Source organism: Nitrospina sp. 32_T5, assembly GCF_052156635.1.
Lineage (GTDB): Bacteria > Nitrospinota > Nitrospinia > Nitrospinales > Nitrospinaceae > Nitrospina.
The window spans coordinates 684051-707953 of the sequence record NZ_JBQKUO010000001.1; the positions used below are offsets into that span (position 1 = coordinate 684051).

At 56.4% G+C, this 23903-nt stretch carries 25 protein-coding genes; 11 read left to right on the forward strand and 14 right to left on the reverse strand.

Annotated features, from left to right (window positions below; genetic code table 11):
- The first annotated feature begins 209 nt into the window (after window positions 1-209).
- Window positions 210-776, forward strand: coding sequence for a heme-binding beta-barrel domain-containing protein (locus ACTRW9_RS03175; protein ID WP_442428267.1), 567 nt, complete (start codon window positions 210-212; stop codon window positions 774-776).
- 58 nt (window positions 777-834) lie between these two features.
- Here the strand turns inward: ACTRW9_RS03175 and ACTRW9_RS03180 are convergent, their stop codons facing one another.
- Together ACTRW9_RS03180 and ACTRW9_RS03185 are read right to left on the reverse strand one after the other, a co-directional pair.
- Window positions 835-1035: a cold-shock protein gene (locus ACTRW9_RS03180; protein ID WP_442426698.1), complete on the reverse strand. Its 201-nt coding sequence runs from the start codon at window positions 1033-1035 to the stop codon at window positions 835-837.
- A gap of 281 nt (window positions 1036-1316) precedes the next feature.
- A complete protein-coding gene (locus tag ACTRW9_RS03185; RefSeq protein WP_442428268.1) occupies window positions 1317-1922 on the reverse strand; it encodes a class I SAM-dependent methyltransferase in 606 nt (201 codons plus the stop codon).
- A 393-nt stretch (window positions 1923-2315) separates the two neighbouring features.
- Between ACTRW9_RS03185 and ACTRW9_RS03190 the strand changes: the two genes are divergently transcribed.
- Both ACTRW9_RS03190 and ACTRW9_RS03195 read left to right on the forward strand, forming a co-directional pair.
- On the forward strand, window positions 2316-3086 hold the full coding sequence (locus tag ACTRW9_RS03190; RefSeq protein WP_442428269.1) for a tetratricopeptide repeat protein: 771 nt from the start codon (window positions 2316-2318) through the stop codon (window positions 3084-3086).
- Between the two features lie 185 nt (window positions 3087-3271).
- A complete protein-coding gene (locus ACTRW9_RS03195; protein ID WP_442426701.1) occupies window positions 3272-4921 on the forward strand; it encodes an acetolactate synthase large subunit in 1650 nt (549 codons plus the stop codon).
- 66 nt (window positions 4922-4987) lie between these two features.
- On the opposite strand, the gene ACTRW9_RS03200 is transcribed toward ACTRW9_RS03195, so the two are convergent.
- From ACTRW9_RS03200 to ACTRW9_RS03210, 3 genes are all read right to left on the reverse strand, one after another.
- Complete coding sequence (locus ACTRW9_RS03200) at window positions 4988-5182, reverse strand: hypothetical protein (protein WP_442426702.1); 195 nt, start codon at window positions 5180-5182, stop codon at window positions 4988-4990.
- 307 nt (window positions 5183-5489) lie between these two features.
- Window positions 5490-5690: a hypothetical protein gene (locus tag ACTRW9_RS03205; protein ID WP_442428270.1), complete on the reverse strand. Its 201-nt coding sequence runs from the start codon at window positions 5688-5690 to the stop codon at window positions 5490-5492.
- 60 nt (window positions 5691-5750) lie between these two features.
- Window positions 5751-8615, reverse strand: coding sequence for a cbb3-type cytochrome c oxidase subunit I (locus ACTRW9_RS03210; RefSeq protein WP_442428271.1), 2865 nt, complete (start codon window positions 8613-8615; stop codon window positions 5751-5753).
- 418 nt (window positions 8616-9033) lie between these two features.
- Here ACTRW9_RS03210 and ACTRW9_RS03215 point away from each other — a divergent pair, with 418 nt between their 5' ends.
- Both ACTRW9_RS03215 and ACTRW9_RS03220 read left to right on the forward strand, forming a co-directional pair.
- Window positions 9034-9510, forward strand: a complete 477-nt coding sequence (locus ACTRW9_RS03215; RefSeq protein WP_442428272.1) for a hypothetical protein — start codon at window positions 9034-9036, stop codon at window positions 9508-9510.
- Between the two features lie 35 nt (window positions 9511-9545).
- The gene (locus ACTRW9_RS03220) at window positions 9546-9761 is read left to right on the forward strand and encodes a dodecin family protein (RefSeq protein WP_442428488.1); all 216 of its coding nucleotides are present in this window, start codon (window positions 9546-9548) and stop codon (window positions 9759-9761) included.
- A 74-nt stretch (window positions 9762-9835) separates the two neighbouring features.
- On the opposite strand, the gene ACTRW9_RS03225 is transcribed toward ACTRW9_RS03220, so the two are convergent.
- The 3 genes from ACTRW9_RS03225 to ACTRW9_RS03235 all read right to left on the reverse strand — a co-directional run bounded on the left by ACTRW9_RS03225 (window position 9836) and on the right by ACTRW9_RS03235 (window position 12207).
- Window positions 9836-11083 carry a TerC/Alx family metal homeostasis membrane protein gene (locus ACTRW9_RS03225; protein ID WP_442428273.1) on the reverse strand — a complete coding sequence of 416 codons (1248 nt, stop codon included), beginning with the start codon at window positions 11081-11083 and terminating at the stop codon, window positions 9836-9838.
- Between the two features lie 155 nt (window positions 11084-11238).
- Window positions 11239-11436 (reverse strand): hypothetical protein, encoded by a 198-nt coding sequence (locus tag ACTRW9_RS03230; protein WP_442426707.1) that lies wholly within the window; start codon window positions 11434-11436, stop codon window positions 11239-11241.
- A 51-nt stretch (window positions 11437-11487) separates the two neighbouring features.
- Complete coding sequence (locus ACTRW9_RS03235) at window positions 11488-12207, reverse strand: tetratricopeptide repeat protein (protein WP_442428274.1); 720 nt, start codon at window positions 12205-12207, stop codon at window positions 11488-11490.
- A 253-nt stretch (window positions 12208-12460) separates the two neighbouring features.
- On the opposite strand from ACTRW9_RS03235, the gene nhaA reads away from it, so the two are divergent.
- Entirely contained in the window at window positions 12461-13684 is a 1224-nt protein-coding gene (nhaA, locus tag ACTRW9_RS03240; protein ID WP_442428275.1) for a Na+/H+ antiporter NhaA, read from the forward strand.
- Window positions 13685-13693: 9 nt separating this feature from the next.
- Here nhaA and ACTRW9_RS03245 read toward each other — a convergent pair whose 3' ends face one another.
- Together ACTRW9_RS03245 and ACTRW9_RS03250 are read right to left on the reverse strand one after the other, a co-directional pair.
- Window positions 13694-15391 (reverse strand): sensor domain-containing protein, encoded by a 1698-nt coding sequence (locus tag ACTRW9_RS03245; protein WP_442426710.1) that lies wholly within the window; start codon window positions 15389-15391, stop codon window positions 13694-13696.
- A gap of 205 nt (window positions 15392-15596) precedes the next feature.
- A complete protein-coding gene (locus tag ACTRW9_RS03250) occupies window positions 15597-17405 on the reverse strand; it encodes an OPT family oligopeptide transporter (RefSeq protein WP_442428276.1) in 1809 nt (602 codons plus the stop codon).
- A gap of 123 nt (window positions 17406-17528) precedes the next feature.
- On the opposite strand from ACTRW9_RS03250, the gene ACTRW9_RS03255 reads away from it, so the two are divergent.
- Both ACTRW9_RS03255 and ACTRW9_RS03260 read left to right on the forward strand, forming a co-directional pair.
- The gene (locus tag ACTRW9_RS03255; protein WP_442426712.1) at window positions 17529-17858 is read left to right on the forward strand and encodes a YnfA family protein; all 330 of its coding nucleotides are present in this window, start codon (window positions 17529-17531) and stop codon (window positions 17856-17858) included.
- Window positions 17859-17888: 30 nt separating this feature from the next.
- Window positions 17889-18737 carry a chlorite dismutase family protein gene (locus tag ACTRW9_RS03260; protein WP_442428277.1) on the forward strand — a complete coding sequence of 283 codons (849 nt, stop codon included), beginning with the start codon at window positions 17889-17891 and terminating at the stop codon, window positions 18735-18737.
- 23 nt (window positions 18738-18760) lie between these two features.
- Here the strand turns inward: ACTRW9_RS03260 and ACTRW9_RS03265 are convergent, their stop codons facing one another.
- Complete coding sequence (locus ACTRW9_RS03265; protein ID WP_442428278.1) at window positions 18761-19138, reverse strand: hypothetical protein; 378 nt, start codon at window positions 19136-19138, stop codon at window positions 18761-18763.
- Between the two features lie 283 nt (window positions 19139-19421).
- Here ACTRW9_RS03265 and ACTRW9_RS03270 point away from each other — a divergent pair, with 283 nt between their 5' ends.
- Window positions 19422-20411, forward strand: a complete 990-nt coding sequence (locus ACTRW9_RS03270) for an amidoligase family protein (RefSeq protein ID WP_442428279.1) — start codon at window positions 19422-19424, stop codon at window positions 20409-20411.
- Between the two features lie 660 nt (window positions 20412-21071).
- Here ACTRW9_RS03270 and ACTRW9_RS03275 read toward each other — a convergent pair.
- The gene (locus ACTRW9_RS03275) at window positions 21072-21710 is read right to left on the reverse strand and encodes a class I SAM-dependent methyltransferase (protein WP_442428280.1); all 639 of its coding nucleotides are present in this window, start codon (window positions 21708-21710) and stop codon (window positions 21072-21074) included.
- Between the two features lie 216 nt (window positions 21711-21926).
- Here ACTRW9_RS03275 and ACTRW9_RS03280 point away from each other — a divergent pair, with 216 nt between their 5' ends.
- Window positions 21927-22217: a coiled coil domain-containing protein gene (locus tag ACTRW9_RS03280; RefSeq protein WP_442428281.1), complete on the forward strand. Its 291-nt coding sequence runs from the start codon at window positions 21927-21929 to the stop codon at window positions 22215-22217.
- A 42-nt stretch (window positions 22218-22259) separates the two neighbouring features.
- Here the strand turns inward: ACTRW9_RS03280 and ACTRW9_RS03285 are convergent, their stop codons facing one another.
- Together ACTRW9_RS03285 and ACTRW9_RS03290 are read right to left on the reverse strand one after the other, a co-directional pair.
- Entirely contained in the window at window positions 22260-22466 is a 207-nt protein-coding gene (locus ACTRW9_RS03285; RefSeq protein ID WP_442428282.1) for a DUF2905 domain-containing protein, read from the reverse strand.
- Between the two features lie 22 nt (window positions 22467-22488).
- A complete protein-coding gene (locus ACTRW9_RS03290; RefSeq protein ID WP_442428283.1) occupies window positions 22489-22857 on the reverse strand; it encodes an STAS/SEC14 domain-containing protein in 369 nt (122 codons plus the stop codon).
- A 187-nt stretch (window positions 22858-23044) separates the two neighbouring features.
- On the opposite strand from ACTRW9_RS03290, the gene ACTRW9_RS03295 reads away from it, so the two are divergent.
- Window positions 23045-23884, forward strand: a complete 840-nt coding sequence (locus ACTRW9_RS03295) for a formylglycine-generating enzyme family protein (protein WP_442428284.1) — start codon at window positions 23045-23047, stop codon at window positions 23882-23884.
- Window positions 23885-23903: the final 19 nt, after the last annotated feature.

A 23903-nucleotide genomic window follows, 5' to 3' on the forward strand; every position in this document is an offset into this window, starting at 1 on the left:
CAATTCCAAAATTTGCATGGAAACGTCCCCCTGGTTCCAGCAACCGGTTGGGTGAACTCGATTACACCTGAACCCTTTCCGGACTCCCTGCAGTGAAACCAGGAAGCATTTTTAACTGTCACCCGCGGTCAATTGATTGTAAATTTGACGCAAACCAGTCATCCGGAAACGAAATCCGAACTGTCATTCAAATTGTGAGGAGATGGCCCATGACCGACCCGATTTTAGAGCACCTGGGTCCGCTGGCACCGCTTGCGGGAACCTGGGAAGGCACGAAGGGAGACGACACCGCACCTTCCGATGACCGCGGCGTGGAAAAAAACCTGTTCCGCGAACGCATCACCTTCGAACCGATGACACCCGTCACCAACCACGAACAAATTCTGTTTGGCCTGCGCTACGCCACCACGGCCTGGCGGCTGGAGGAAACCAGTCCGTTTCATGAAGAACGTGGTTACTGGATGTGGGACGGGAGAGCCAAACAGGTGCTGCGTTGTTTCACCATTCCCCGCGGGATCAGCGTGCTGGCCGGGGGCACGGCGGTGCCGGATGCCAGGTCCTTCGAGATGGTGGCAGAGGTCGGATCACCCACTTACGGCATCTGCTCCAACCGATTTTTGGACGAGGAGTTCAAAACCGTGCGGTACGAATTGAAGGTGGTGGTGCACGATAACGACAACTGGAGCTACGAGGAGGACACGCAGATCCAGATCAAGGGTCAGAGCGAGTTGTTTCACCATATCGACAAGAACACGCTGACCCGCGTCGAGCTGTGAGGGCAAAAAAAAACCGGCGGGGCGAAAGGCCCCGCCGGTTCGAAAGTGGTTCGTTATGTTACCTCGGCTGAACCTTGGTGGCCTGCGGGCCTTTCGGGCTCTGACCCGCTTCGAAATCCACCGCCTGACCGTCGGTCAGCGTCTTGAAGCCGTCCCCTTGAATCTCCGAAAAATGAACAAAATAATCTTTACCATCTTCGGACTCGATGAAACCATAACCTTTGCTTTCATTAAACCACTTTACAGTGCCTTTAGACATACTCTTGCTTCTCCTGTTGGTGCGTACGCCTTGCCGGTGAGGTTCGGCGCGTAGCGCCCCGATTTTTATTGGGGTTGTTCATTCAAGGGTGCTTCATGGACAGCCTGCGGTTACAAAAAAACCATCCCGAGGGATGGCCGCGTAGATAACTTCCTGTCTTAAACTCTACCTCACCCCGAGCGCGGATTCCGAGAATCCTGCTACCCGTTGACTTGCGTCAACCCACATTGTCCTTTCCACGGTAACACGCTTTTTTGGCAAAAGATATCTAAAAAAAGAGTTCAAACGGATTCCTCATCCAGCTTCTTTTCCCAGTGAAAAACGCGCATGGGGGGCAGGTTGCGCCATTCCACCGCCGCCCGGGCCCGCCCGAAATGGGGTCGCGACAGCCTGGCTACGCGCCGGCTCACCTGGTAAGCCACAAACCGGCCTTTGGGAGCCAGGTTGTCCGCAACCGTGGCCAGAACCCGGCTGCCATGTTCCGGGCTCATGGTGCTGAACGGAATGCCCGACACCACCACATCCGGCGTATCCAGCCCATACGTTTGCAGGATGTTTTCCAGTTCCTCCGCCCGTCCCTGGTGGGCAATGAGGCGGTCGTCCTGGATCTGGTTGAGCGCACGGTGAAAGCGGTCGTTGACTTCGATGCTGAGCAGGGTGGCATCCCGGGGCATGGCACGCAGGATGGCCCGGGTGGTCCCACCGGTACCCGCTCCCAGCTCCACGACGGTCCCAGCTGTCGCGATCCGACACCGTTCTAGAATGCGTTGCTCCAGGTATCGGGAACTGGGAACGATCGAACCGATCTGCAAAGGGTGTTTTAAAAATTCACGAAAAAACAGAAACCCCCCGTTCAATTTTGGGCGGCCGTTGTTGGTTTTCATCATGTCCGATTGTGGGGTTGGAATTGAAAATGCATTTTTGGTCAGAAATTCATTATACAGATCACATGTGAGGCCGCAATCCACCCTGCCTTGAATCAGGGTTTCGACCCAACCACAAATGTTTCGCGTCGAAGACTTAAACCGTTCTTATAAAAAGTTTCTATTTCTAAAATATGGAAATCCAAACCTTTCTGTCCGGTATCCGGAGTCCGATGTAATTAAAACTTTTTTATGAATTTGAAGGCCTTACACTAATTTTATCCGTCATTGAACCTGTTTTTTAGGGCATAGCGCTTTTTTTTTTACGCAAGCAGGCGGATGACACCGAGCTCAATCAATGGGAGGAAATGCCGCCCGGGAACGCGGCCTGCAGGAAACTTGAGGAGGGGAAAGGAAATGTTTTCCAACCAACTGCTTGAAAAAGGCAAAGCGGCTCATAAGCAGGGCCGGTATGAGGAAGCCATTCAATTTCTCGAACAATTTCTTGAATCGCATCTGACACAATTGGGCGAAAACCATCCGGTTGTTGCCGCCACGTGGTTCCGGCTGGGCCAACTCTGGATGGAAAGAGGCGACCCGAAACAAGCGCTGACCCAGTTCGCAAAGACCAAGGACAGCCAGATACGGAATCTCGGAGAAACCCATGTTCATTTGACCAACACCTGGAACCAGATGGCCGCCGCCTGCGTGGATCAGGGAGATTACGACCACGCCATCGAATGCCACCAGGAGGCTTTGAATATCAGCCTGCGGCATTACAGCGAATTCCATCCCTCGGTCGCGTTGACCTGCAAGAGCCTTGGGATGGTGTGGTACCGCAAGGGCGATCTCGAACAGGCGCTTACCTATATTCAAAAAGCGCTGGGCGGTTTCCGGGTGATCTGTGCCGAGGACCATCCTCTTCTCGCCCAGACCTGGAACAACCTCGGTATGATTTGCGAAGCGCAGGGTAATGACAGCGAAGCGAAGAGCTATTTCACCAAGGCCTTGAATGTGGCACGAAAAGCGAAACTGGATACATTGAAATTCACGCTCGAACAGAAACTGGAACAGGAAGAAACCGCTCCCTCCGAACCCCAGAGCGCCGAACCTCAAAAAGCGGCTCCACAATCCGACAGCCCCTGTCCCCAATCCGCAAGCGATCCACAAAACCTCGTTACCGGCTGACTTCTATTTCCGGGTCCCGGTGGTTCCGCCTGCGCCGCCGGCAAACCTTCAAATTGTACAAACCTAATTACGGTCTGCCTTCATCCAAATAGAAAGACACCTCCGCGCTCCCGGTCCGGAATGGTTCCGGTTGCAGCTGCCCCCGAACCGGCCGGCCAACGGAGGCCACTTCAAGGAGGCCGTTCATGAAAGCATCCGATCTGTTTGTGCGTGCTCTCGAACAGGAAGGCGTCGAAGCCATATTCGGCGTGCCCGGCGAGGAAACGCTGAACCTGATGGAATCCCTGCGTCAATCCAACATCCAGTTCATCCTCACCCGCCATGAGCAGGCGGCAGGATTCATGGCCGCCACCTATGGCCGGCTGACCGGCCGGGTGGGGGTTTGTCTGTCGACGCTCGGACCCGGCGTGACCAATTTGGTGACCGCCGGTGCATACGCCCAATTGGGCGCAATGCCGATGCTGATGATCTCCGGCCAGAAACCGATCAAGAAAAGCAAGCAGGGACGGTTCCAGATCGTCGACGCCATCGCCATGATGCGGCCGCTGACCAAGTCCACGCGGCAGGTGGTCCATGGCAACAGCATTCCCGTCATCGTGCGCGAGTCGGTGCGACTGGCGCAGGAAGAACGCCCCGGCGCGGTGCACATCGAACTGCCGGAAGACATCGCCGAAGAAGAGTGCACCTCCCAGCCGTATCCGGTCCAGGCCGTGCGCCGACCCCACGCGGATGAACTCGCCATTGAGCAGGCCGCCGGAATGCTCATGCAGGCGAAACGGCCTTTGGTGCTCATCGGCGCGGGCGCCAACCGTTACCGAACCAGTCAGGCGCTCAAGCAGTTCGTCGATCACACGGGCATCTATTTTTTCAACACGCAGATGGGCAAGGGCGTGGTCGACGAACGGCATCCGAAATTTCTCGGCACCGCCGCGCTTTCACACAAGGACTATTTGCACTGCGCCATCGAGCAGGCCGACCTCATCCTCAACGTCGGTCACGACGTCATCGAAAAACCGCCGTTCTTCATGCACGCCAGCGGTGCCACCCAGGTCATCCACGTCAATTTCTTTTCGTCCAACGTGGATGAGGTGTACTTTCCGCAACTCGATGTGGTGGGCGACATCGCCGACAGCATCGAACGCCTGCGCGAACAGGTGAGCCCTGCCGCGCACTGGGACTTCAGTTTTTATGAAAAGGTGAAGCAGGAACTGGAACAGCATATCGAGGAAAAATCCGCGCTGAAACGGTTTCCAGTGGGACCGGAATACCTCGTCGGCGAAATCCGCCGCATCATGCCGGATGACGGCATCCTCGCCCTCGACAACGGCCTTTACAAAATCTGGTTCGCGCGAAACTACAAGGCATACGGACTCAACACCCTGCTTCTCGACAACGCGCTGGCCAGCATGGGCGCGGGACTGCCTTCGGCCATGGCGGCGCGCATGGTGTTTCCGGATCGCAAGGTGATGGCCATTTGCGGTGACGGCGGCTTCATGATGAACGCACAGGAACTGGAAACCGCCGTGCGGCTGAAGCTGGACCTGGTGGTCGTGGTGCTGTGCGACAACGCGTACGGTATGATCAAGTGGAAGCAGACCGGACTCGGATTCCCCGCGTTCGGTATGGATTACACCAACCCGGACTTCTGCAAATTTGCCGAGGCCCATGGAGCCACCGGGCACCGGGTGAAGCGGGCGGAAGAGTTGTCCCTGGTGTTGAAGGAATGCCTGGACACGCCGGGCATCCACCTGGTGGAGGTGCCGGTCGATTATTCCGAGGATGAAAAGGACCTGATCGAGGAGATCAAAACCAAAACCGCGGCGTTGCAGGAATGACCTGCGCGGGAAAACGCGGCACCGTCATGAAAACGTTTGGACGGTGCCGGACCGCAGCCGGCGGCTTCAGGCTTTTTTGCGGGTTTTCGTCGTTTTCGTCTGAACCGCTTTGGCGGGGGCTTTCTGCGCTTTGCCGGGTTTGTTGTTTTTGCGGAACATGGACGGCTTTTCGATCAGTTGCGCCGAGCGTTTCCGCAGGGAGTTTACGGAGATCACTTTCTTCAGATTTCCTGAGCTGTCAAATACCTTTACTTCATGCATGGACCGATATCCTTTTGGGTGCGGCAGGAGGGCCCGGAAAGGGGAGCGAGGCACAAAAAAGGCCATCGTTCGGGATGGCCGGCACTCAAACCTTTGTTTTATAAGGCTTTTTGTTTTTTCCGGGACTCCGGCGGGCGCCACCTTCTGCCTGTGTCAAACCATCTACACTCTGTTTTGTTCCTTATTATAACACAGGCTTTGCACCTTTTGGAGGCCATTTGCCGGGCTGCCATCGGTTGCCCATTATGGCAAATAAAAGAGCCCCCGGCGCGCACCCGGTCCGCGGGCGGGGAAGCGGAATCCCGCGTCAACCCAAAGGCGGGGTCCAGTAGGTCCATAAATAGTATCCGCCCCAGACCAGCAGGCCGACACACACCAGGATCAGCCAAACCGGAACATATCCATGCCGCTCACGGATGCCTGCGGTCTGGTAGGTGTACTCCGCATCGGACCCGTTTTTGCTTTCGGTGGCCTGCCGGCCGGTTTGTACGGTTTTGCTTTCCATCATCAACGTCTCCAATGACACCCTGAAAATAAATTTCGGTCCGCTCCCGCGATCCGGAAGAAATCAGCCGCCCAGCCTAGTATCACTGATTTCGGTCAATTCCACCACCTTCTCCTGCAACCGGCCCTGGTTTGCGGCGTTGGACATCATCGCCCAGATGTTCCGGCGAGCGTCCTCCAGCGCCTCCGGGTCCACCCCGACCGCCAGCAGGCGGTCTTCATAGGTTTGAACGCGCAGGGACTGAACGAAGTGCACGATGTCCCACACCTGTTTGGCATTGAGCGCACCCTGAAACGCGGGCATGGGATCGCCACCGACCCCGTTCATGATGGTGCGGAACAGGTGACGGCTGTCGTGTCCCAGCTTCACACCGCCTTCCTCCCCGGCGGGCAGAGTGAAATTGGCGGGCTGGATGGGAAATCCCCATGCGTCATTCAGGATCTCGGCGAGCGGTCCGTTGCCCAACCCCTCGGCGCCGTGGCAGGACTGGCAGTTTTTGACATACAGCTGGCCCCCGTTGTCAATGGACGCAAGCGTCACCGGTGTCTCCCGGGGAACGGCGATGGGATCCTTCACCTCTTCTTTCTCCCAGCGGTCGGAAAAGGTTTTGATGTACTGGATGACCGCCAGCCGTTCGTTCTGGGTCAGGTTGTGCCACGGCGGCATGCCCGTACCCCACAATCCGTGCGTGATGGTTTTGAACAGGTCTCCATCCGTGGGCAGAGCGTTCTGGCCCGGCGTGGAGTGGAACTTGAAAATGCCCAGGGTGAAGTCCCGCGGTTTGGGATCGAGGAACCTGGCCGACGGGCCGTTGCCGTCGCCTTCGTCCCCATGACAGCCGGAGCAGCGGTTTTCATAAATCTTTTTTCCCAAAGGCAGAAGGTCTTTTTGAATGTGACTGCCGGGGTTCACGCTGGCACCGACGGACAGGTTGGTGGATACGAAGTTCTCCCGCCAGTCGCCGATGGCGGTGCCCAGCCTCTGGATATACGCGACCAGCGCCTTGCCATCCTCGTTCAGCTTCGGCGCTTCGCCTTCCTTTTCCGGCTCCTCGAACAGCCACGGGAAACGCGGCATGATGGAATCCTTCTTCACCGCCTGCGGGTCCCAGTGGTGCGCCGCGTGCCAGCCGTCGCTGTAACGCCGGCCGACGCGGGTGAGATCGGGACCGATCCGCCGCGTGCTGAACAGGTGCGGCAGGTCGTGCACGTATTCGCCATTCTGCGACACCGGACCCCAGCGGAAATTCTCACCCGTCACCGGGCGCACGTACTGCGAATGGCAGTACCAGCACCCTTCACGGATGTACACCTCGCGCCCGCGTTCCTCCAGCGGCGTGTAGGACGGCACGTTGATCTTCGCATCGGCCACCACATCGGTCACCTGTGCGCGCTGTTGTTTGTTCGTCACGTACGGCGCGATGCCCTGCGTGCCGACGGCAAGGCCGAACAGGAAGATGCCTGCACCGACCACGACGCCGGAAGGCGTCTCCAGCCAGTTGCCGCCCTTTTTGAGCGGGGCCATCGGCACCTTCTCACCGGTCTGCTCGATGGCGGCCATGGATTCCACGGCGACTCCCGTCTGCGCGGTTTTATAAAAGTTGATGAGCATGAGCAGGATGGCAATGTCCATGGAAAGGCCGCCCAGCGTGCGTGCCACCCACCACGGTTTCATTTCGTTGACGGTATCGACGAAGTTCGCACCGTGCTCCAGCATGGAACCTTGAACGAAGCCCTGCGCCGTGAGGCCGACCGCCATCACGCTGAATCCGCCGATGGTCAGCCACAGATGCCAGCTTGCCAGCTTCGGGCTCCACAACTGCTTTCCAGTGAGACGCGGCCAGACGTAATACATGCCGCCGACCACCCACACCACCATTGAACCGAACACGGTGAGGTGCGAATGCGCGATGACGAAATCGTTGAAGTGCGTGAGCTCCTGCATTCTGCGGAGCGCTTCCACGGATCCCTGGAAACACCCGAACAGGTAGTACACCGCACCGAGAATGAGAAACTTGCCCGCGTAGGCATCGGCGTCCGTGCCGCCCAGCACCTGCCCCCATCTTCCGCGAACGGTTCCGAAAAAGTTCACGATCACCGTCCACACGGGAATGATCAACAGCATGCTGGTGACGATGGATATGGTCTGCGTCCAGTAAGGGATCGGGCTGAACAGGTAATGATGCGTTCCCACAAAAGGGTAAAACAGCGCGAGCGACCAGAATCCCAGCAGCGACAGCTTGTGACTGAACAGCGACTGCTTTGCTGCAAGCGGCAGGAAGTAATAAATAATGGCGAGTCCCGCCGGGGTCAGCCACAAGCCGACAATGTAGTGGATGTAAAGCCCGTGCATGGCGGCGCTGTCCACACCGGTGAACGGACCGTACGGCAACACGACGTTACCCAGAATGAGATTGAACACGGTCCATACGAAAGCCGCGGTGATGTACCAGAGCGACACGTAAAAGCGCGGCTCGCGTCGTTGAAACACCGTGCCCAGCACCTGTACCGTCACCATGCCAAGCACAAAGAATCGCAGCAGGTTGAACGGCCAGGTGAACTCGCCGGCTTCGAACCCCATGTTGTGACCGAGCAGAAACGATCCGGTGCCAAGTATGAGAAACGCGTTCCACAACCACAACAGCCAGTGCCCCCACTCTTCCCTGTAAATACGGCGACCGCAAAGGCGCGGCACGGCGTAATACATGAGCGCGATGAACAGGGTTGAAAACGCCCCGAAGATGACTCCATTCACATGAACCGGCCGCATGCGGCCGAAGGTGAACCAGGGTGTCTCCCCCAGGAATTCAGGATTGTGGAATTTGATCGAAACAAAAACCCCGATGAAGGGGAATATCGTGAGCCAGATCAGGCCCCACCATCCCCAGGACTTCACCAGGGGTTTGTTGACAAGTTGGTCGCTATCCATAAAACCGATCCCTTTCGTTGAAACAAACCGTTTATTCAACTATTACCGGGAAAACGTGTAAAACGTCATACAACCAACTTAGGTCCTCTCTGGAAAACCCGTCAACCGGTACCCGGCCAGAAAAAAGGGACCGCTCTCGAACAGCAGCGACCGCAATCTCCCGTAAAAGACCGAAAACAAAGGTTGTTACTAAGTACCGGGGAAACTCACACAAAATGTAACGCAGCTTCGCCTGAGCATTGAAAAATTTTTATTTGATGCCTGAACGGGCCTCACCAAGATGCGATGGGAAAGAGGAACGGGCGTCTTCGCCCCTGTTTTGAAATTTAGTGGAAATTTCAGGCAAAAGAATCGATTTTTATAGTAGGGAATCTAAATAAGAAACGGCATGAATCAAATTCCGGAAAAGGAGGCTTTCATGAAACACTGGAAACTGACCGCGGCTATTGTTTTTTCTTCCCTGCTGATTGGATTCTCCGGGTGCGGCCTGTTGCACGGAAAGAAAACCGTCACCCTGGACGAAGTTCCCGAACCGGCCCGAAGCGTCATCCAAACCCACACTTCCGGAAATGACATACAATCCATCAAGGTAAAACATAAGGACGGTCAGCACCTTTACATTGTTCATTACAGAACCGGCGTGGAACTGGCAGAACTCAAGGTTACGGAGAAAGGTACGGTCAAGGAATGGGAGCAAGGCGTCAAACTGGAAGATCTTCCTGAAGCGGTTCGAGCCACCGTCACCCGTCTGACCGACAGGACGGAAGTGAAAGAGCTGGTCAAGGAAATCGAGGATGGACACATGTTTTACGAAGTGGAATTCGTAAAAGACGGCAAGGAAAACGAAGTCAAGATTGCCGAAGACGGCAGCATTCTGGAATGGGAAACGGAATGAAGCCGGTTTATTGGCCCTAATCTGGGAGGTCAATGATGCCGAACAGCGTTTACAAAATCATCGAACTGATTGGAACGAGTGAAAAGTCCTGGGAGGACGCCGCCAAAAAAGCGGTGGACACGGCAAGTCACAGTCTGGAAGATCTTCGCGTGGCGGAGATCAAGGAACTCGACATGAAAATCGAGAATGGCAAGGTGGCCGCCTACCGGGCGAAGGTGGCGCTTTCTTTCAAGTACCACGGGAAGGGCTGACCGTTTCCTCTCACCCGTTCACATTCCATAAAACCTGAAACATGAAAACCGGTCCTATAAAGGGACCGGTTTTTTCATGGTTCATCCGGATTGTTTTTAAACTTTTTCTTCAGGCCGGGCGGGAGCTTGCCCGGAAAATCATTGAAGCGTTTTTTGATTTTCTTCAACAGCCAGCGCGCCCACGCGAACTCCATGGCAAGGATGGCCAGACCTGCAGGGATCACCACCAGTGCGGGACCCGGTGTGAAGATCAATATCACGCCCACAAACAACACGGTCATTCCCACGACGAAAACCACCAGCCGACGGCCTCCCTGTTCTGTCAGGCGTGCCACGGTCTGGACTCCCTCTGAAATCGTTATGAACGTTCGTGTTTCCCCTCCCCGCATATCTGCATAAGACATCAATGCCCCCAGACCCAATATGCCTGCAATCACGCCCAGCGACACTTCCACCGGAACAGGAAAGTGGTGTGTGAGGATCATCTTGACGCCGATGAAACCGAGAATGAACAAAAGGCAGATATTGAGATAGCGGAACCGCGTCACGGCCGCCACCGCGAAGTACATCGACCGCAATCCGAGAATGGCGAATATGTTCGACGTGTACACGAGAAAGGTGTCCCGTGTGATGGACAGGATGGCGGGTATTGAATGGACCGCGAAAACGACATCGGAGGATTCCACCAATATGTGCGCGATAAACAGAGGCGTGGCCATCCACCGCCCGTCCTGTCGAACGAAAAACTTTTCCTTCTCAAATTGCATGGTGACCGGAATCAAAACCCTCACAAATCGCACGAGCAGGTTGCGGTCCGGGTCGATGCTCCCTCTTTCCGCCAAAGGCATGCGGGCAGCGGTGATTATCAGGAGGCCGCCGAATACGTAAAACATCCAGTCAAACCGGTTAAGAAGGGAGACGCCGAGTCCGATCATCACGCCGCGCAGAACCACCGCAAGGAGAATGCCCCAGAACAATACCCGGTGATGATATTTGAGAGGAATGTGGAAATACTGGAAAATGAGGAGAAAAACAAAAATGTTCTCCACGCTGAGCGACTTTTCAACCAGGTATCCGGTAAAAAATTTGAGTGCCGCCTTGCGTCCGCTGTGCTCTTCCATGAGCGCCGTCGCGCCGAAAAGCTGGTATTCATACAGAAAGTAAATGAATACGTTGAACGCCAGCGCCAGCACCACCCAGAACGCAACCCACGCCAGCGCCTCCTTCACCGGCATCTCCCGGTGTTTTTTGTGGATCACTCCCAGGTCCAGGGCCAGCAGGAACAAGATCATCACCACAAACCCAATCCACACACCCACCATGCACGCCTCGTTTCAGTTTGTTTCCGCGTTTTTCAGGCTTCCAGTCTAGCGTTCATATCCTGTTGCGGGACATAAAAAAAGAGCCGGCCCCCGGAAGGGAAACCGGCTCTGTATATACAGATAACAGGTACCGCTGATACCAACGCGCACCTGGGTCAAAATCTCTGCAACAATTCCATGGTGACGGCTGCGACCAGCGCTACGGCAAGAATGATTCCAAAACCGCGGGCCATCATGACATGCATGTTGCCGGCTGGAAACATTTCTCCGCAGTTGGAACACCTGACCGACCAGTTGGTGATCGGTGCGTTGCATTCACAACACGTCGTTTTGTCCACAATGCCCTGAATCATAAAAAACACCTCCTTACAGGATTTCAAAAACGGGCGTGGTTGATACGTAATTTAATTTAGCGGCTGCCACGCATCCATCTTGTTCTGCGCGGTACGGATCTGGTTGGCGCTCATCAGACGCTCCAGTTTGTCGCGCAAGAGAACCATATCGTTGTAGTCCTTGTCGGCCGGACGCGAAGTTTTGACGGCAAGGTTCACCCACATATGGGCCAGGACCAGGTCCTGCGGCACACCCTGACCCTTGTAGTGCAGGTCGGCCAGCATGAACTGGGCCTGCGGCATGCCCTGGCTGGCTGCCTGCTGATACCAGTACGCGGCTTTTGCGTAATTCTGGATCACGCCCTGTGACAATTCGTACATCGCACCCAGACGGTACTGTGCCGTGGCGTTTCCCTTCTGGGCGGCAAGTTCGAACCATTTGAAGGCGCTGCGAAAATCCCTGGCCACGCCCTCGCCTTCAAAATACATCTTGCCAAGATGGAAACGGGCTTCCGCACCACCCTGCCGCGCGGCTTTCAGATACCAGTGGCGGGCAAGCGTGTAGTCCTGTTCGACACCCAGGCCATTGCGGTACAGATGCGCGACCTGTGTCTGCGCCCGCATGTGGCCTTCCTCTGCCAACGGTTTCAGGATGTCATGGGCTTTTTGGTAATCGTTGAAATTCAAAAACTGGATGCCCTCCTGGTAGCGGCCTTCCGTTGCACCCGCCAGCACGAGAGAGACCACCAGCAGTCCCATAATTGAAAAACATTTTTTATGTATGCACTGCACGAGGAAAACCTCCTTTCCATTCGTTATTCCCTCTTGGAACTAAAAATAAAATGGATGTCTGATTTGTCAAACCCATGACAGGATTAGTTTTAAGAATCATCTTCAAAATCATCAAAACTTCTTTAATAAAAACCAATTCAAGTTCGCAGAAAAATTTTCAAAGCAGAGTGTTCAATACCCCTTCCCTTTCGCAATAAAGGGTTTGGCGTCTATAATCATAAAGAAGGCATGTACCGTCTGAGGGGAACGAATAGTGGCCATCAAAAAATTGTGGAAACGTTTCATAAAGTGGGAAGCGCACGAAGGGGTTCTGTTGTGTCTGGCGGCCATCTTCGCCATTGGCCTGGCAAATTCGCCTTTTCACGTTTCCTACAACGACTTCATTGAAACATTGGTGGAAATCCGCGTTGACGATCTGGTGGTTTCCAAACCCCTTCGCATCTGGGTGAACGACGGCTTGATGGCGGTTTTCTTTCTGTTGATTGGATTGGAGATCAAACGTGAAACCCTGGGTGAAGGGCATGGCGCCCCGTCGCAGTTCCTGTTTCCCGCCGTTGCCGCGGTCGGGGGCATGGCGGTGCCGGGAATGCTTTATGCATGGATCAACTGGGAACACCCCATCGCCCTGAAAGGCTGGGCCATTCCCACGGCGACGGACATCGCCTTCGCGCTGGGCGTCCTCAGCCTTTTTGGCAATCGGGTTTCTTCCGATCTGAAAATGTTTCTCCTGTCGCTGGCGGTTCTTGACGACCTCGGGGCGATCGTCATCATCGCCCTGTTTTATACGGGAAACCTTTCCCTCTTAAATATCCTTTTGGCCACCGGAACTTTTTTCATCCTGGTTCTCTTCAACCGGGCGGGGGTCCTTCGCCTGTGGCCTTACATGATCGTCGGCTTCCTGCTCTGGCTGTTTCTGCTTAAATCCGGAGTGCATGCCACCCTGGCGGGTGTGATGATCGCGTTCACCATTCCCCAGAACATCAAAAAGAAAAACCGCACCCCTCCCAGTCTCTGGCTGGAACGTAAGCTGGAACCCGGGGTGAATTATTTCATCCTGCTTTTGTTTGCCTTTGTCAATTCGGGACTTCCCCTGCAGGGCCTCGGACCCGAAAGCCTGCTTCGGCCGGTCACACTCGGGATCCTTGCGGGTTTGATTGCCGGCAAGCCGCTGGGCATCGTCGGGTTCAGCTGGGTGGCAACACGGATGGGCTGGATTTCCCTGCCGGGAAAGGTCACCTGGCCGCAGATACTGGGGGTTTCCTTCCTTTGCGGAATCGGTTTCACCATGAGCCTCTTTATCGGGTCGCTGGCGTTCTCATTGGGAGGACTGGATGACAGGAGCGATGTGCGGTTGGGTATCCTGGCGGGGTCACTTGTTTCGGGGCTGATCGGAGCCGCGCTGTTAAACGGGGTCCTCAGGCAGAAGGGAAAAAACGGTTCCGGCCTTGTTGACCGGTTAAAGAAAATAATAGGATGAAGGGCGGTTTCAGTTTTTCATATCCTGCATCATGATCTGCGTCATGCCATCGGCGGGAACGGGCGGGGAGTAGTAATAACCCTGGTATTTATCGCAACCCATGTCGCGCAGGATGTCGAATTGTTCCTGCGTTTCGACGCCTTCCGCGATGGTTTCGATTTCCAGCGATTTTGCCATGGTGACGATGGCCTGCACGATCGCCTTGTTTGTCGGATTGATGACTTCATTGATAAACGACTGGTCGATCTTCAGCACGCCCGGGGTGATGGTTTTGATGTAACTGAGGGACGAGTACCCCGTACCAAAGTCGTCGATGGAAACCGTCACTCCCATGTTGCGGAACTCGTCGATGATTTTCATTCCCTTTTCCGGGTTCTCGAGGAACGTGCTTTCCGTGAGTTCCACCTCCAGCGTGCTCGATTTCATGTCCAGGTTATCGAGCAAGAACGAAATATTCTGGGCCAGGCCTTCCTGCTGGAACTGACAGGCCGAAAGGTTCACCGCAATGCGCGGATTGCCCAGTCCCATCGTCTGCCATTTCTTGTTCTGGGAACAGGCCTGCGACAACACCCATTCACCGATGTCGAGGATCAGCCCCGTCTCCTCCGCCAGCGGAATGAACGTCGACGGCGGAACCCAGCCCAGTTGCGGATGCCGCCAGCGGATCAACGCCTCCGTGCTTGTCAGGCGGCCACTCTGGAAATCGATTTGCGGCTGGTAAAACACTTCGAATTCGTTCTGCTTGAGCCCGCGTCGAATGGACCCCGCCAGTTCCATGCGCGAACTGGCCTTTTCCTCCATGCGCGGATCGAAAAAGAAATAGGTGTTCTTGCCCGAACGCTTGGCCTGCGACATGGCGATCTCCGCATTCTTGATGAGACTGGGAGCCGTGACTCCGTCGTGCGGGTACAGCGCAATCCCAATCGAACCGGTGACAAAGATTTCCTTGTCCATGCACGGAAACGGTTTGGTAAAAGCCGCAAGCAGTTGTTGCCCGATGTGCATGGCATCGGCTTTCTGGATCTGTGGCACAATCAGGCCGAAACGATCTCCGTTCAAACGTGCAAGGGAATTGTCTTCAGGCAGGGTGTTGCTGATACGGTGTGAAACCTGCGTCAGAACGCGATTGCTCATATCCTCCCCATAGGTGTCGTTGACGGACCGAAACCCGTCCAGATCCACCAGCATCAGTGCCAGCAGTTCGCGGTGCCGCTGCGAATGCGCCAGCGCCTGGATCAGCCGGTCGCAGAACAATTCACGGTTCGGCAGGCCGGTGAGGGAATCGTAATAGGCAAGGTGCTTGATGGTCTCTTCCGCTTTTTTCTTCTCAGACAGGTCCTGCACCACAAACATCAGACCCGGTTCCGTTCCCTGTTCCAGCTGTGCCATTTTCAAGCTGAGGGGAATCAGGGAACCGGTGCGGCCGATTCCGCGAATCTCGCAGGTGCCTGTTTGCAAGGAGGCGAGTTCCGGGTCCTCGTCCTCATAACTGAACTGCATGTCCCAGAAATCCATCGTGGGGGTGGCGAACAGGGACCGGATGTTGCGACCCGAAAGCTCCGAGGAGGAAAAATCCAGCAATTGCTGAACCGTAAAATTAGTCCACAGGATGAACCCTTTTGCATCGGTCAATATCACCCCTTCCACCAGGTTTTCCATGATGGCGACCATCTGCGGAATTTGCGCAAATCCGGAAGGAAATGTCATGCAGTTTCTCTTTAAGGGTTCATAAAGAACAATTTGACTGCTTCTGCTTGAACGATTGGAGCCGGGGAGCGGGAGCATACGAGCAACCTTCTTATCGGTTTGAGTTTTCAATATATTAGTAAAACTGTACTTATAGGATAACAGATAATGATAATCATTTTCAATAGAAGCTTAATAGAAATTTGTTTGAATTCGATACTTATTATCAGCTGGATATCAATTGAATGAGGGCGTGCACCACCCCGGCCAGGCTTTCCCCCGCAACGAGGCCGGCCGCCAGCACCACCATAAACCGACGGTGCCATTCGGGAACCCGGCAGGCGAGTCCCCACGAAAGCAGTCCCCCCATAAACATGGAAAGGGATATCCACGGGGGAATGATGAAAGCCAGCCCGAGGCTGGCCGCGCTTGGCAACCATCGGTGGAGATCCGCTGGAAGAAACCGTTCGCCAAAAGCCAGGAACAACCCCGCTCCTCCGGCCACCGCCATGGCCGGGACCGATCCCGCAGGCAGTGCCCCCAGCCCCTGCTGAAACACTTCCGCCACCGCCTTCCATGTGGCCACTGCGGGGGCGGGCCATTCGGCGGTGAGCAACATAGCCTGCGGATCGGGAATGAGAAACAGGTAGGCGGCCGTGCCTGCCAGCGATCCGGCCAGGATGCCGAACACCTGGGCGACGCTCTGCAGTCGCGGTGAAGCGTGGATCAACAAACCCGTTTTCAGATCGTGCAGAAGGTCGGAACACTGCCCCGCCGCCCCGCCGGTGACATTCGCCGACATCAGGTTGGTGGTGGCGTTGGCGGGGGACAGCACACCAAAGGTCAACTGCGTCACCTTGCCCAGCGCGCCGATGGGCGGGATTCCGGTTTCACCACTCACCCGGGCAGATACAATCGCCAGAAAAAACGTCAGCACCACCGCCACCGCCGCCATCCGCAGGGTGATGTCGAACAACGTCACCTGCGCCACCACAACCAGTCCCATCGCAAGCACCAGTCCCACCCGAAAACCGCGCCGGGTCTCGCCCCGCGCCATGTCGCCGATTTCATCCGCCACCTGTTTCTCCTTCCGGTGACGCAGGGCCCGGATGGAAGCGATGGCAAAGGAGGTCAGCGACGCGGTCACCATGAGCGTCACCCCCGGCCACAGAAGCCAAGGCACCATGTCGGCGAACCAGAAAGCGCCGGCTTCATTTGGCCCCGCCTGCGCCCAGCCGCGGGAAAGGGCCCATGGCCCCAGCACGCCCCACGCCAAAACCGCACCCATTAGCAGGGACAATCCAACACGCACACCGACGATCGCCCCGAACCCGACCATGAGCAGGGATGGATCGAACACGAAACCGAGGTTCTTCCATGTGACCTGCTGGTAGCCCGCCGCCTTGAGTGCGCCCGAAGCGGACCAGCCGAACGACGCGGGCAATCCAACCCGGCCAACCAGGGAAGTGGTGGTCTCCAGCACTTTCACCACCGCGGCCACAACCGCGCTCGCCGTCAGCATTTGAAGGCGCACGGTCGCTTCTTTGCCGTGCGAATAAATGTCGCGCAGAACCTCCGCCGTTGCCACCCCGGCGGGAAAAGGAAGTTTTTCCGCCAGCAGCATCTGCCGCCTCAGTCCCACCGCCATCACCAGCCCCAGCGCGCTGATGGCGAAGGTCCACACCGCAAGCACGCTCCACGCGAGCCGCTCGCCGGTCAACAGCGCCAGCGCCGGAATGGGCGCGACCAGCCCGGCGGACACGATCGACGCCCCCGCCGAAGCGGCGGTCTGGTTGATGTTGTTTTCGTAAATGCCCCACGGTCGGGAGTCCGCCACCTTTTCACCGAACCGCCAGAAGGCGAGGCTCAGCAACACGGCGGTGATGGACATGTTGAACGACCAGCCGATCTTCAAACCGCTATACACGTTGCAGGGAACCAGCAAAGCCCCCAGGGTCATGCCGGTGACGACGGCACGCACGGTCAGTTGCGGGGTGTCCGGGGTGGGATGGAATTCATTCTGGAGTGAAGCCATTTCTCATTCTAAATGAAAACGCTGTTTGGGCCCAAACCCACGTATTGGTATCATGGAAACCAGTCCCTTTCACAACACGATTAACCCTTGGAGTTGGCACTGTAAGCTGGGCGGTGAGACATCATGCACGCGTTTGCGTATTACATCACGGCGGCGGTGGCGGAGATTGGCGGCTGTTTTGCGTTCTGGGCGTGGTTGCGTCTCGACCGCAGTGGCTTCTGGACGATCCCCGGCCTCCTGTCGCTGATCGCGTTCGCCTTCCTGCTCACGCGCATCGAAAGCCCCTTTGCCGGGCGCGCCTACGCGGCATACGGCGGGGTGTACATCGCCGCTTCCCTGTTGTGGCTGTGGTGCATCGAAGGCCAGCGCCCCGACCGGTGGGATGTCCTGGGCGCGCTTGTGTGCCTGGCCGGGGCGGCGCTGATCCTGTTCGGACCGCGCCCTTCCATTTAATCTTGAACGGTTTTCTTTTCCGGAGGCAATATGGCTCTTCGTGTTCCCAAAGCCTTTTCAATATTCGCTTTGCTTTTCCTCCTGCTCGTCTCCACGACCGCATCCGCAGCGCAGGGGCAGTGGGGCGGATTCATTTACCTGTTTCCCAAATCCGGGGCGGCGTTGACGGAAGAATGGAAACGGGATCTGGCCGCCCTCACCAAGCAGGCGGGCGAACTGTTCGCCAACGATTTTTTACCGGCGCAATCGGGACCGGAAAACATCCTCTACATCAAAACCGTACGGTACACGCTGTACGGCAAACCGTTCACGCCCGAACCGCTGGGAGTGATCCGCGTGGAGTCGATGGACCGGGAGAAAATAGAACGTTTTTACCAGGCGTTTCGCGAAGCCGCCGGGCATCGGCTGGACTTGAAAATCATCTACGGCGTCACCTCCGAGTTGCGTTACACCGACGCCGAGACGCTGGAGCGGTTGCAACAGAACGCGCCGCAACGCGGCTCCGGTTTTGAACAGCCCAACGCCGTGGTGTTTCCGCTTTCCAAATCGAAAGAATGGTGGGGGATGACCCAGGAAAAACGGGAATCGTATTTCTTCCGGGACCCGGAGCGCTTCGGCTCCGCCCACGAGGGGCACAATGAAATCGGCTTCCGCTACATACAGAAAATTTTCCGCAAGCTGTACCAGTCGCGCTTCATCGACGGCGAGTCGGACTTCGTCACCTACTTCGAATACGCCGACCGCGACCGCGAGGCGTTCGATGCCCTTCTGGAAGGTCTGCGCAACACGGAATGGAATCCGGAATGGAAATTTGTGGAGGAGGCGCCCATCGTCTACGGAACGCGGGTGCAGGGGATAGGCGACATTTTAAGGGACTGACGGGAGTGCCTGGGGTTGTGGCCTCACCCCTCCCCTTTCATGTATTGCAGGTAAAACGGGGATTTCAGGATTTCCGGATTGTCACGCGCATACTTTTTTGCAAGCTTCAGCGAATCCCGCACCTTGTCTTTCTGTCCCATCATGTGGCGGCAGAGCGCGATGTTGAAATGGATCTCCCCCGCGTGCGGGTCGGCCGCCTTCGCCTGAAGGAACGCGATCACCGCCTCGCTGTAGTTGCCCTTGTGAAAATAATCGGTACCGCGCTCATTGAACATGAACGACGAGGGCTCGGCTCCCGCCGGCAGGATCAGCGGCTGCGCGGGCGGTTTTTCGCACCCGGCCAGAAGAATGAATACCAGCATGCAAATCGTAACGATGGGCGCAGGGTGTTTGTGTGTCATGAAAAGTTTTCCGAAGAACCCGCTCTAATTGGAAAAATTGTACATTATATAGACGGAAACCCATTTTACCACCCCGTAAAACGGAACACGCTCCGGGGCGGCCATGTTTTTCCGTGAACATCCGACGCGACTTCGGCCCAAACTGGAAGGAAAATCCAGACCCTGTCTTTTTACAGCCCCGGGTTCGCGTATTATAATAAGGAAACCAGAAATTTTTGAAATCTACCTTTCCTTTCGCTCCCATTCGTTTCGTGAAAGGTGAAGGCCCTGAACGGAGGCAGCCATGGAAACCGAATACCGCATGCCCCCGGAACCGCGCAATGCGCAGGGCGAGATGCGTACGGTGGGAATTGAGCTGGAATTCGCCGCGGAAGACGGCCGCCAGCTGGCCGAACTCGTACAACGCATCTACCCGGGAACCATCGACCGCATCGACCCCCACCTGTTCAAAATCCGGGACACGACCCTTGGCACGTTCACCATCGAGCTCGACACCCAGTACGTGCACTGGGAACGGCCCAACAAGGAGGAGGTGCCCCTCATCGACGAACTGCTGCCGCAGGAATTGTTCGATGACATCCTGGAAGCGGTGGGCGATGTCATGAAACACGTCGTCCCGTACGAACTGGTGACGCCCCCCATCCCTCTCGACCGTCTTGGAAAACTCGAACAGCTGGTCGCGGAACTGCGCAAGCTCAAGGTGAAGGGCACCGACGAGGGCGTTTTCTACGCGTTCGGCATGCACCTGAATCCCGAAGTGGCCGTCCAGGATTGCACGTGGATCTTGAATGTGCTTCGCGCCTACCTGCTTCTCGCCGAATGGCTGCACGAACAAATGGGCATCGACCTCGCGCGCAAGCTGTCGCCCTACATCCGCGCGTTTCAGGAACCGTACATACTGAAAGTGCTGAATCCGGAATACCAGCCCGATGAAGAATCATTCATCCGCGATTACGTGAAATTCAACGACACGCGCAACCGCGAACTGGATTTGTTTCCCCTGCTTTCCCACATCAACGAAGACCTGATGCAGCAACTGGTCACCGATGAATTGACCAAACCCCGCCCCACGTTTCATTTTCGCCTGCCCGACTGCCGCCTGAACGACCCCGCGTGGTCCATCGCCCACCACTGGAATCTGTGGGTGAAAGTGGAAGAACTGGCAGAAGATACCGCGCGGCTGGAGGAAATGAGCCGCGCCTACATCGAACATGCGGGCAAACTGTTCAAAGGCAAGTGGGCGGAAAAAGTTCCCGACTTTCTCAAAGCCTGAATAGCGCCGGGCGCCGAATTTCTATTCGAAATTTTCCGGGTGACGTTTTGATTGCCGAGGTCAGGGGTGAATTGGAATCGGAAAGAAGAGTTGGAAGAAGAGGGTGCCGTTTCCACGGGAGGGGTAAGCCTGTTTTGAGAAAGTGGAAACGACCCCCTCTTTCCAGACGCGACCGGCGGGGGAAGACGGCCCGCCGGGCCGCGCAAGAACCAATGCGTTTGAACCTACTGCAACAAACCAAGGGAGGTTTGCCTTCAAGCCGGGTCAAGGACCAGGAGCTGGGAATGGCCGAGGAACCATCAACCTTTCCTTAACTCCCAACCCCAGTCGGGAATCACAGCCCCCGGTCCCTCCTCACACGGACCCGGTAACGCGGTAAATTGAGGTTTCAAAATTCAGCTAAATGGATGCCTGAAGTCCTTCAGCTATGATTTTGAAAATCATTATCATAATCATAACATAAGCGGGCTTATTGTCAACCGATTTTTTTAATTTTTTTTGGCTTTGAATTCTATGGAGTTTCTGGTCTTCTCAGGAAGGAAAAGGGATTATTTCCCAATGCGGAATACAAACGGACTCAAAACCGGGCGCGATCCGGGCCCGCCTGTCAGGTAGTTTTCCCGGAGAAGCGGGCCCGGTGAACCCGGAATGGGAACAGCGTTAAGGGGCTTGCGGCTCGAAAACCAGAAAATTCTGCCGCGGCAGGAAGCTGTGTTCTTCCACCAGCGCGTATCCCGCCAGTTCGAACTCCTCAACCACCGTCGCCCGCCGCGTGAAGTGACGGAACGCGCCTTCGCGGAAATCGAGGATCGCCACCCGCCCGCCGGGTTTCAGATACTTCTTCGCGTTCTCAAAGTATGCGGCCCGGTCTTCGAGGTGGTGGTAAACGTTCGAGGAAAAAATCACGTCCACGGGTTCGGGAAGCTGGGGATCGTGTTTGGCCGCGCGCACCAGTTGGATGTTGCCCAGGTTTTTCTTGCGGGCGAGCAGACCCACCTCCGCCAGCAGGTCGCGGTCGATGTCGACGGCATACACCCGTCCCCCTGTGCCCACCGCGCCGGCCAGGCGGTGCGTGAAGTAACCGGTGCCGGAACCGAGATCGGCGACGACCGTGCCGGGTTGCAGTTGAAGGGCGGCGATAACCGCTTCCGGTTTTTGCCACTGGTCGCGGTCCGCACTCCAGTAACGCTTGCCGCCGTGTGAATGCGAATGGCCGCACGCCACCAGCCCCAGCATGAGAACCATCAGCCCGATCCACCGCCACGTGAAAGACACCGCTCCCCTCTTTTGCAACTCCATAGTCCACCTCCCTTAAAATTACGTAGTCTCTTACATTAATTCCCGACTGCGCCCGGGGTCAATTGTGAAAACGGCAGATCCGCAAGACAACAATACCACCTCATATTCAACAAGCAATTTCAGGTACTTTCAATCCCCACCTTTTGCAACGCGGCAGGGGTTCCCTGCATCTCAATCCACAGAAACGTATAATGAAAAATAAAAAAGGAGGCACGTATGGGAAAGAAGGAAGAATACATCAACTGGATGCAGTCCAAACTGGATGAAGTCTCCGCGGACATCGACAAGCTGAAAGCGAAGGCCAATCAGGCAGAGGCTAAAGCTCAGGTGAAGTACCTGGACGAAGTGGAAGCAATGCGGAAGAAAAAAGCCGACATGCAGGCGAAGCTCAAGGACGTGCAGACCGCCAGCGAAGGCGCGTGGGAGGATTTGAAGACCGGTCTCGACAAGTCATGGGACGACTTGAAATCGGGTGTCGAGTCGGCGTGGTCGCGCTTCAAAGGCTGAGTACCCGCGCCTCGCCGCAGGCGAGCAACCTGACGCGGCGGATCACTTGCGGAACAGCCAGAAGATCAACGTCGCCACCACGCTCAGCACAATGCAGGTAGTGATCGGAAAGTAAATGCTGAAGTTGTCGCGGCGGATGGTGATGTCTCCGGGCAGGCGGCCGAGTCCCAGTTTGCCGATCCACGGCCAGAGCAACCCCACCACCAGCAACACCACGCCCGCAACGATCAATATCCGTTGCGCGTTCATAACCGTGTTGCCGGATTTTTCATTATTTCACGCCGTCTTCCTGCAACCAGGCGCGCGCCGCATCCAGTTCCGTCGTTTCAAACATGCGCACCCGGGCGTGGAGTATGACGCGCATCACCCGCACGGCGACTCTTTGCCAGAAGGGACCCACCACCACCGCGATGCGCTGGATATGCTGATGATGCGCGCGTACAAACGTAATGTGTTCCCGGAGCGCCTGCCAGCCGTCCCAGCGGCGAAGCGAAGCCAGGTTGAGCAGCAGGCGGATGCGTCCGTACCGTTCGATGAGTCCGTCCACCTCCGGCGCCGCGGCGGGAAAATCGCTGGCCTCGATTTTTTCCGGCAACGTCAGCGAAACGCGGTTGTCACCCAGTTTTTCGACCGCAATCATGACACCCTCTCCTTTCCTCGAGAAAACCCGATCGACGCCTTCTTGGCTTTTCCGTTCGAGGGTTTCCATAAATTTAGATGCAGGCCGCGGGGATTTTGTTCCGGTTTTTCCGCCCGCGTGCAACGGGTATAATATTCATTCGTCTGGCCTGGTTTCGAACCCTGCACCCAACACCGTTCCAGAGCTTATGCATATCAGGAAAACACTCCCTTTAAACCAACGGTTTCTGCTGGCGGGCACGGCTCTGCTGGTCCTCGGCATGCCCGTTTCCCCGCCTGCCGCATTGGCGGACGCGCCGACTTTTCCCGGCATGGCCCTCATCCCGGCCGGCGAGTTTGTGCAGGGAGCCAACCCGCAGATCGGTTACCGGCTGTGCGTCGAGCACAACGACCCCTGCGAGGGAAAATGGTTCCGCGACGAAGCCCCGCCCCGCCGGGTCCACCTCGACCCTTTCGAGATCGACATCCATGAAGTGACTCAGGACGAGTATCGCAGGGTGATGGGAAGCAACCCGTCGAAGTTCAAAGGCGACAACCTGCCCGTGGAAAACGTCACCTGGAAAGAAGCAGATACGTATTGCCGCAAAGTGGGCAAACGCCTGCCGACCGAGGCGGAGTGGGAAAAGGCGGCGAAGGGCGGCGTCAACACCATCTACCCCTGGGGCAACCGCATGGAGTCGGGAAAAGCCAATTTCTGCGATGCCGCCTGCGACGAACGCTGGAATGAAAAACAGTTCGAGGATGGTTACCGGCACACCGCCCCTCCCGGATCGTTTCCGCCGAACGGTTACGGTCTGTTCGACATGGCGGGCAATGTATACGAGTGGGTGCAGGACGACTACGCCTACGACGCCTACCGGGAAGGGTCGCGTCGCAACCCACGGGTTTCCGGCGGGGACGGCATGAAAATCATGCGCGGCGGATCGTGGGTTAATTATTCCACCGGCGTGCGTCCCGCCGACCGCACCCCCGCCGACCCGGAAGAACGGCTTCCCTTCGCCGGATTCCGGTGCGCACGCTCACGCTGAAACTTGTTTCTGGACGGGA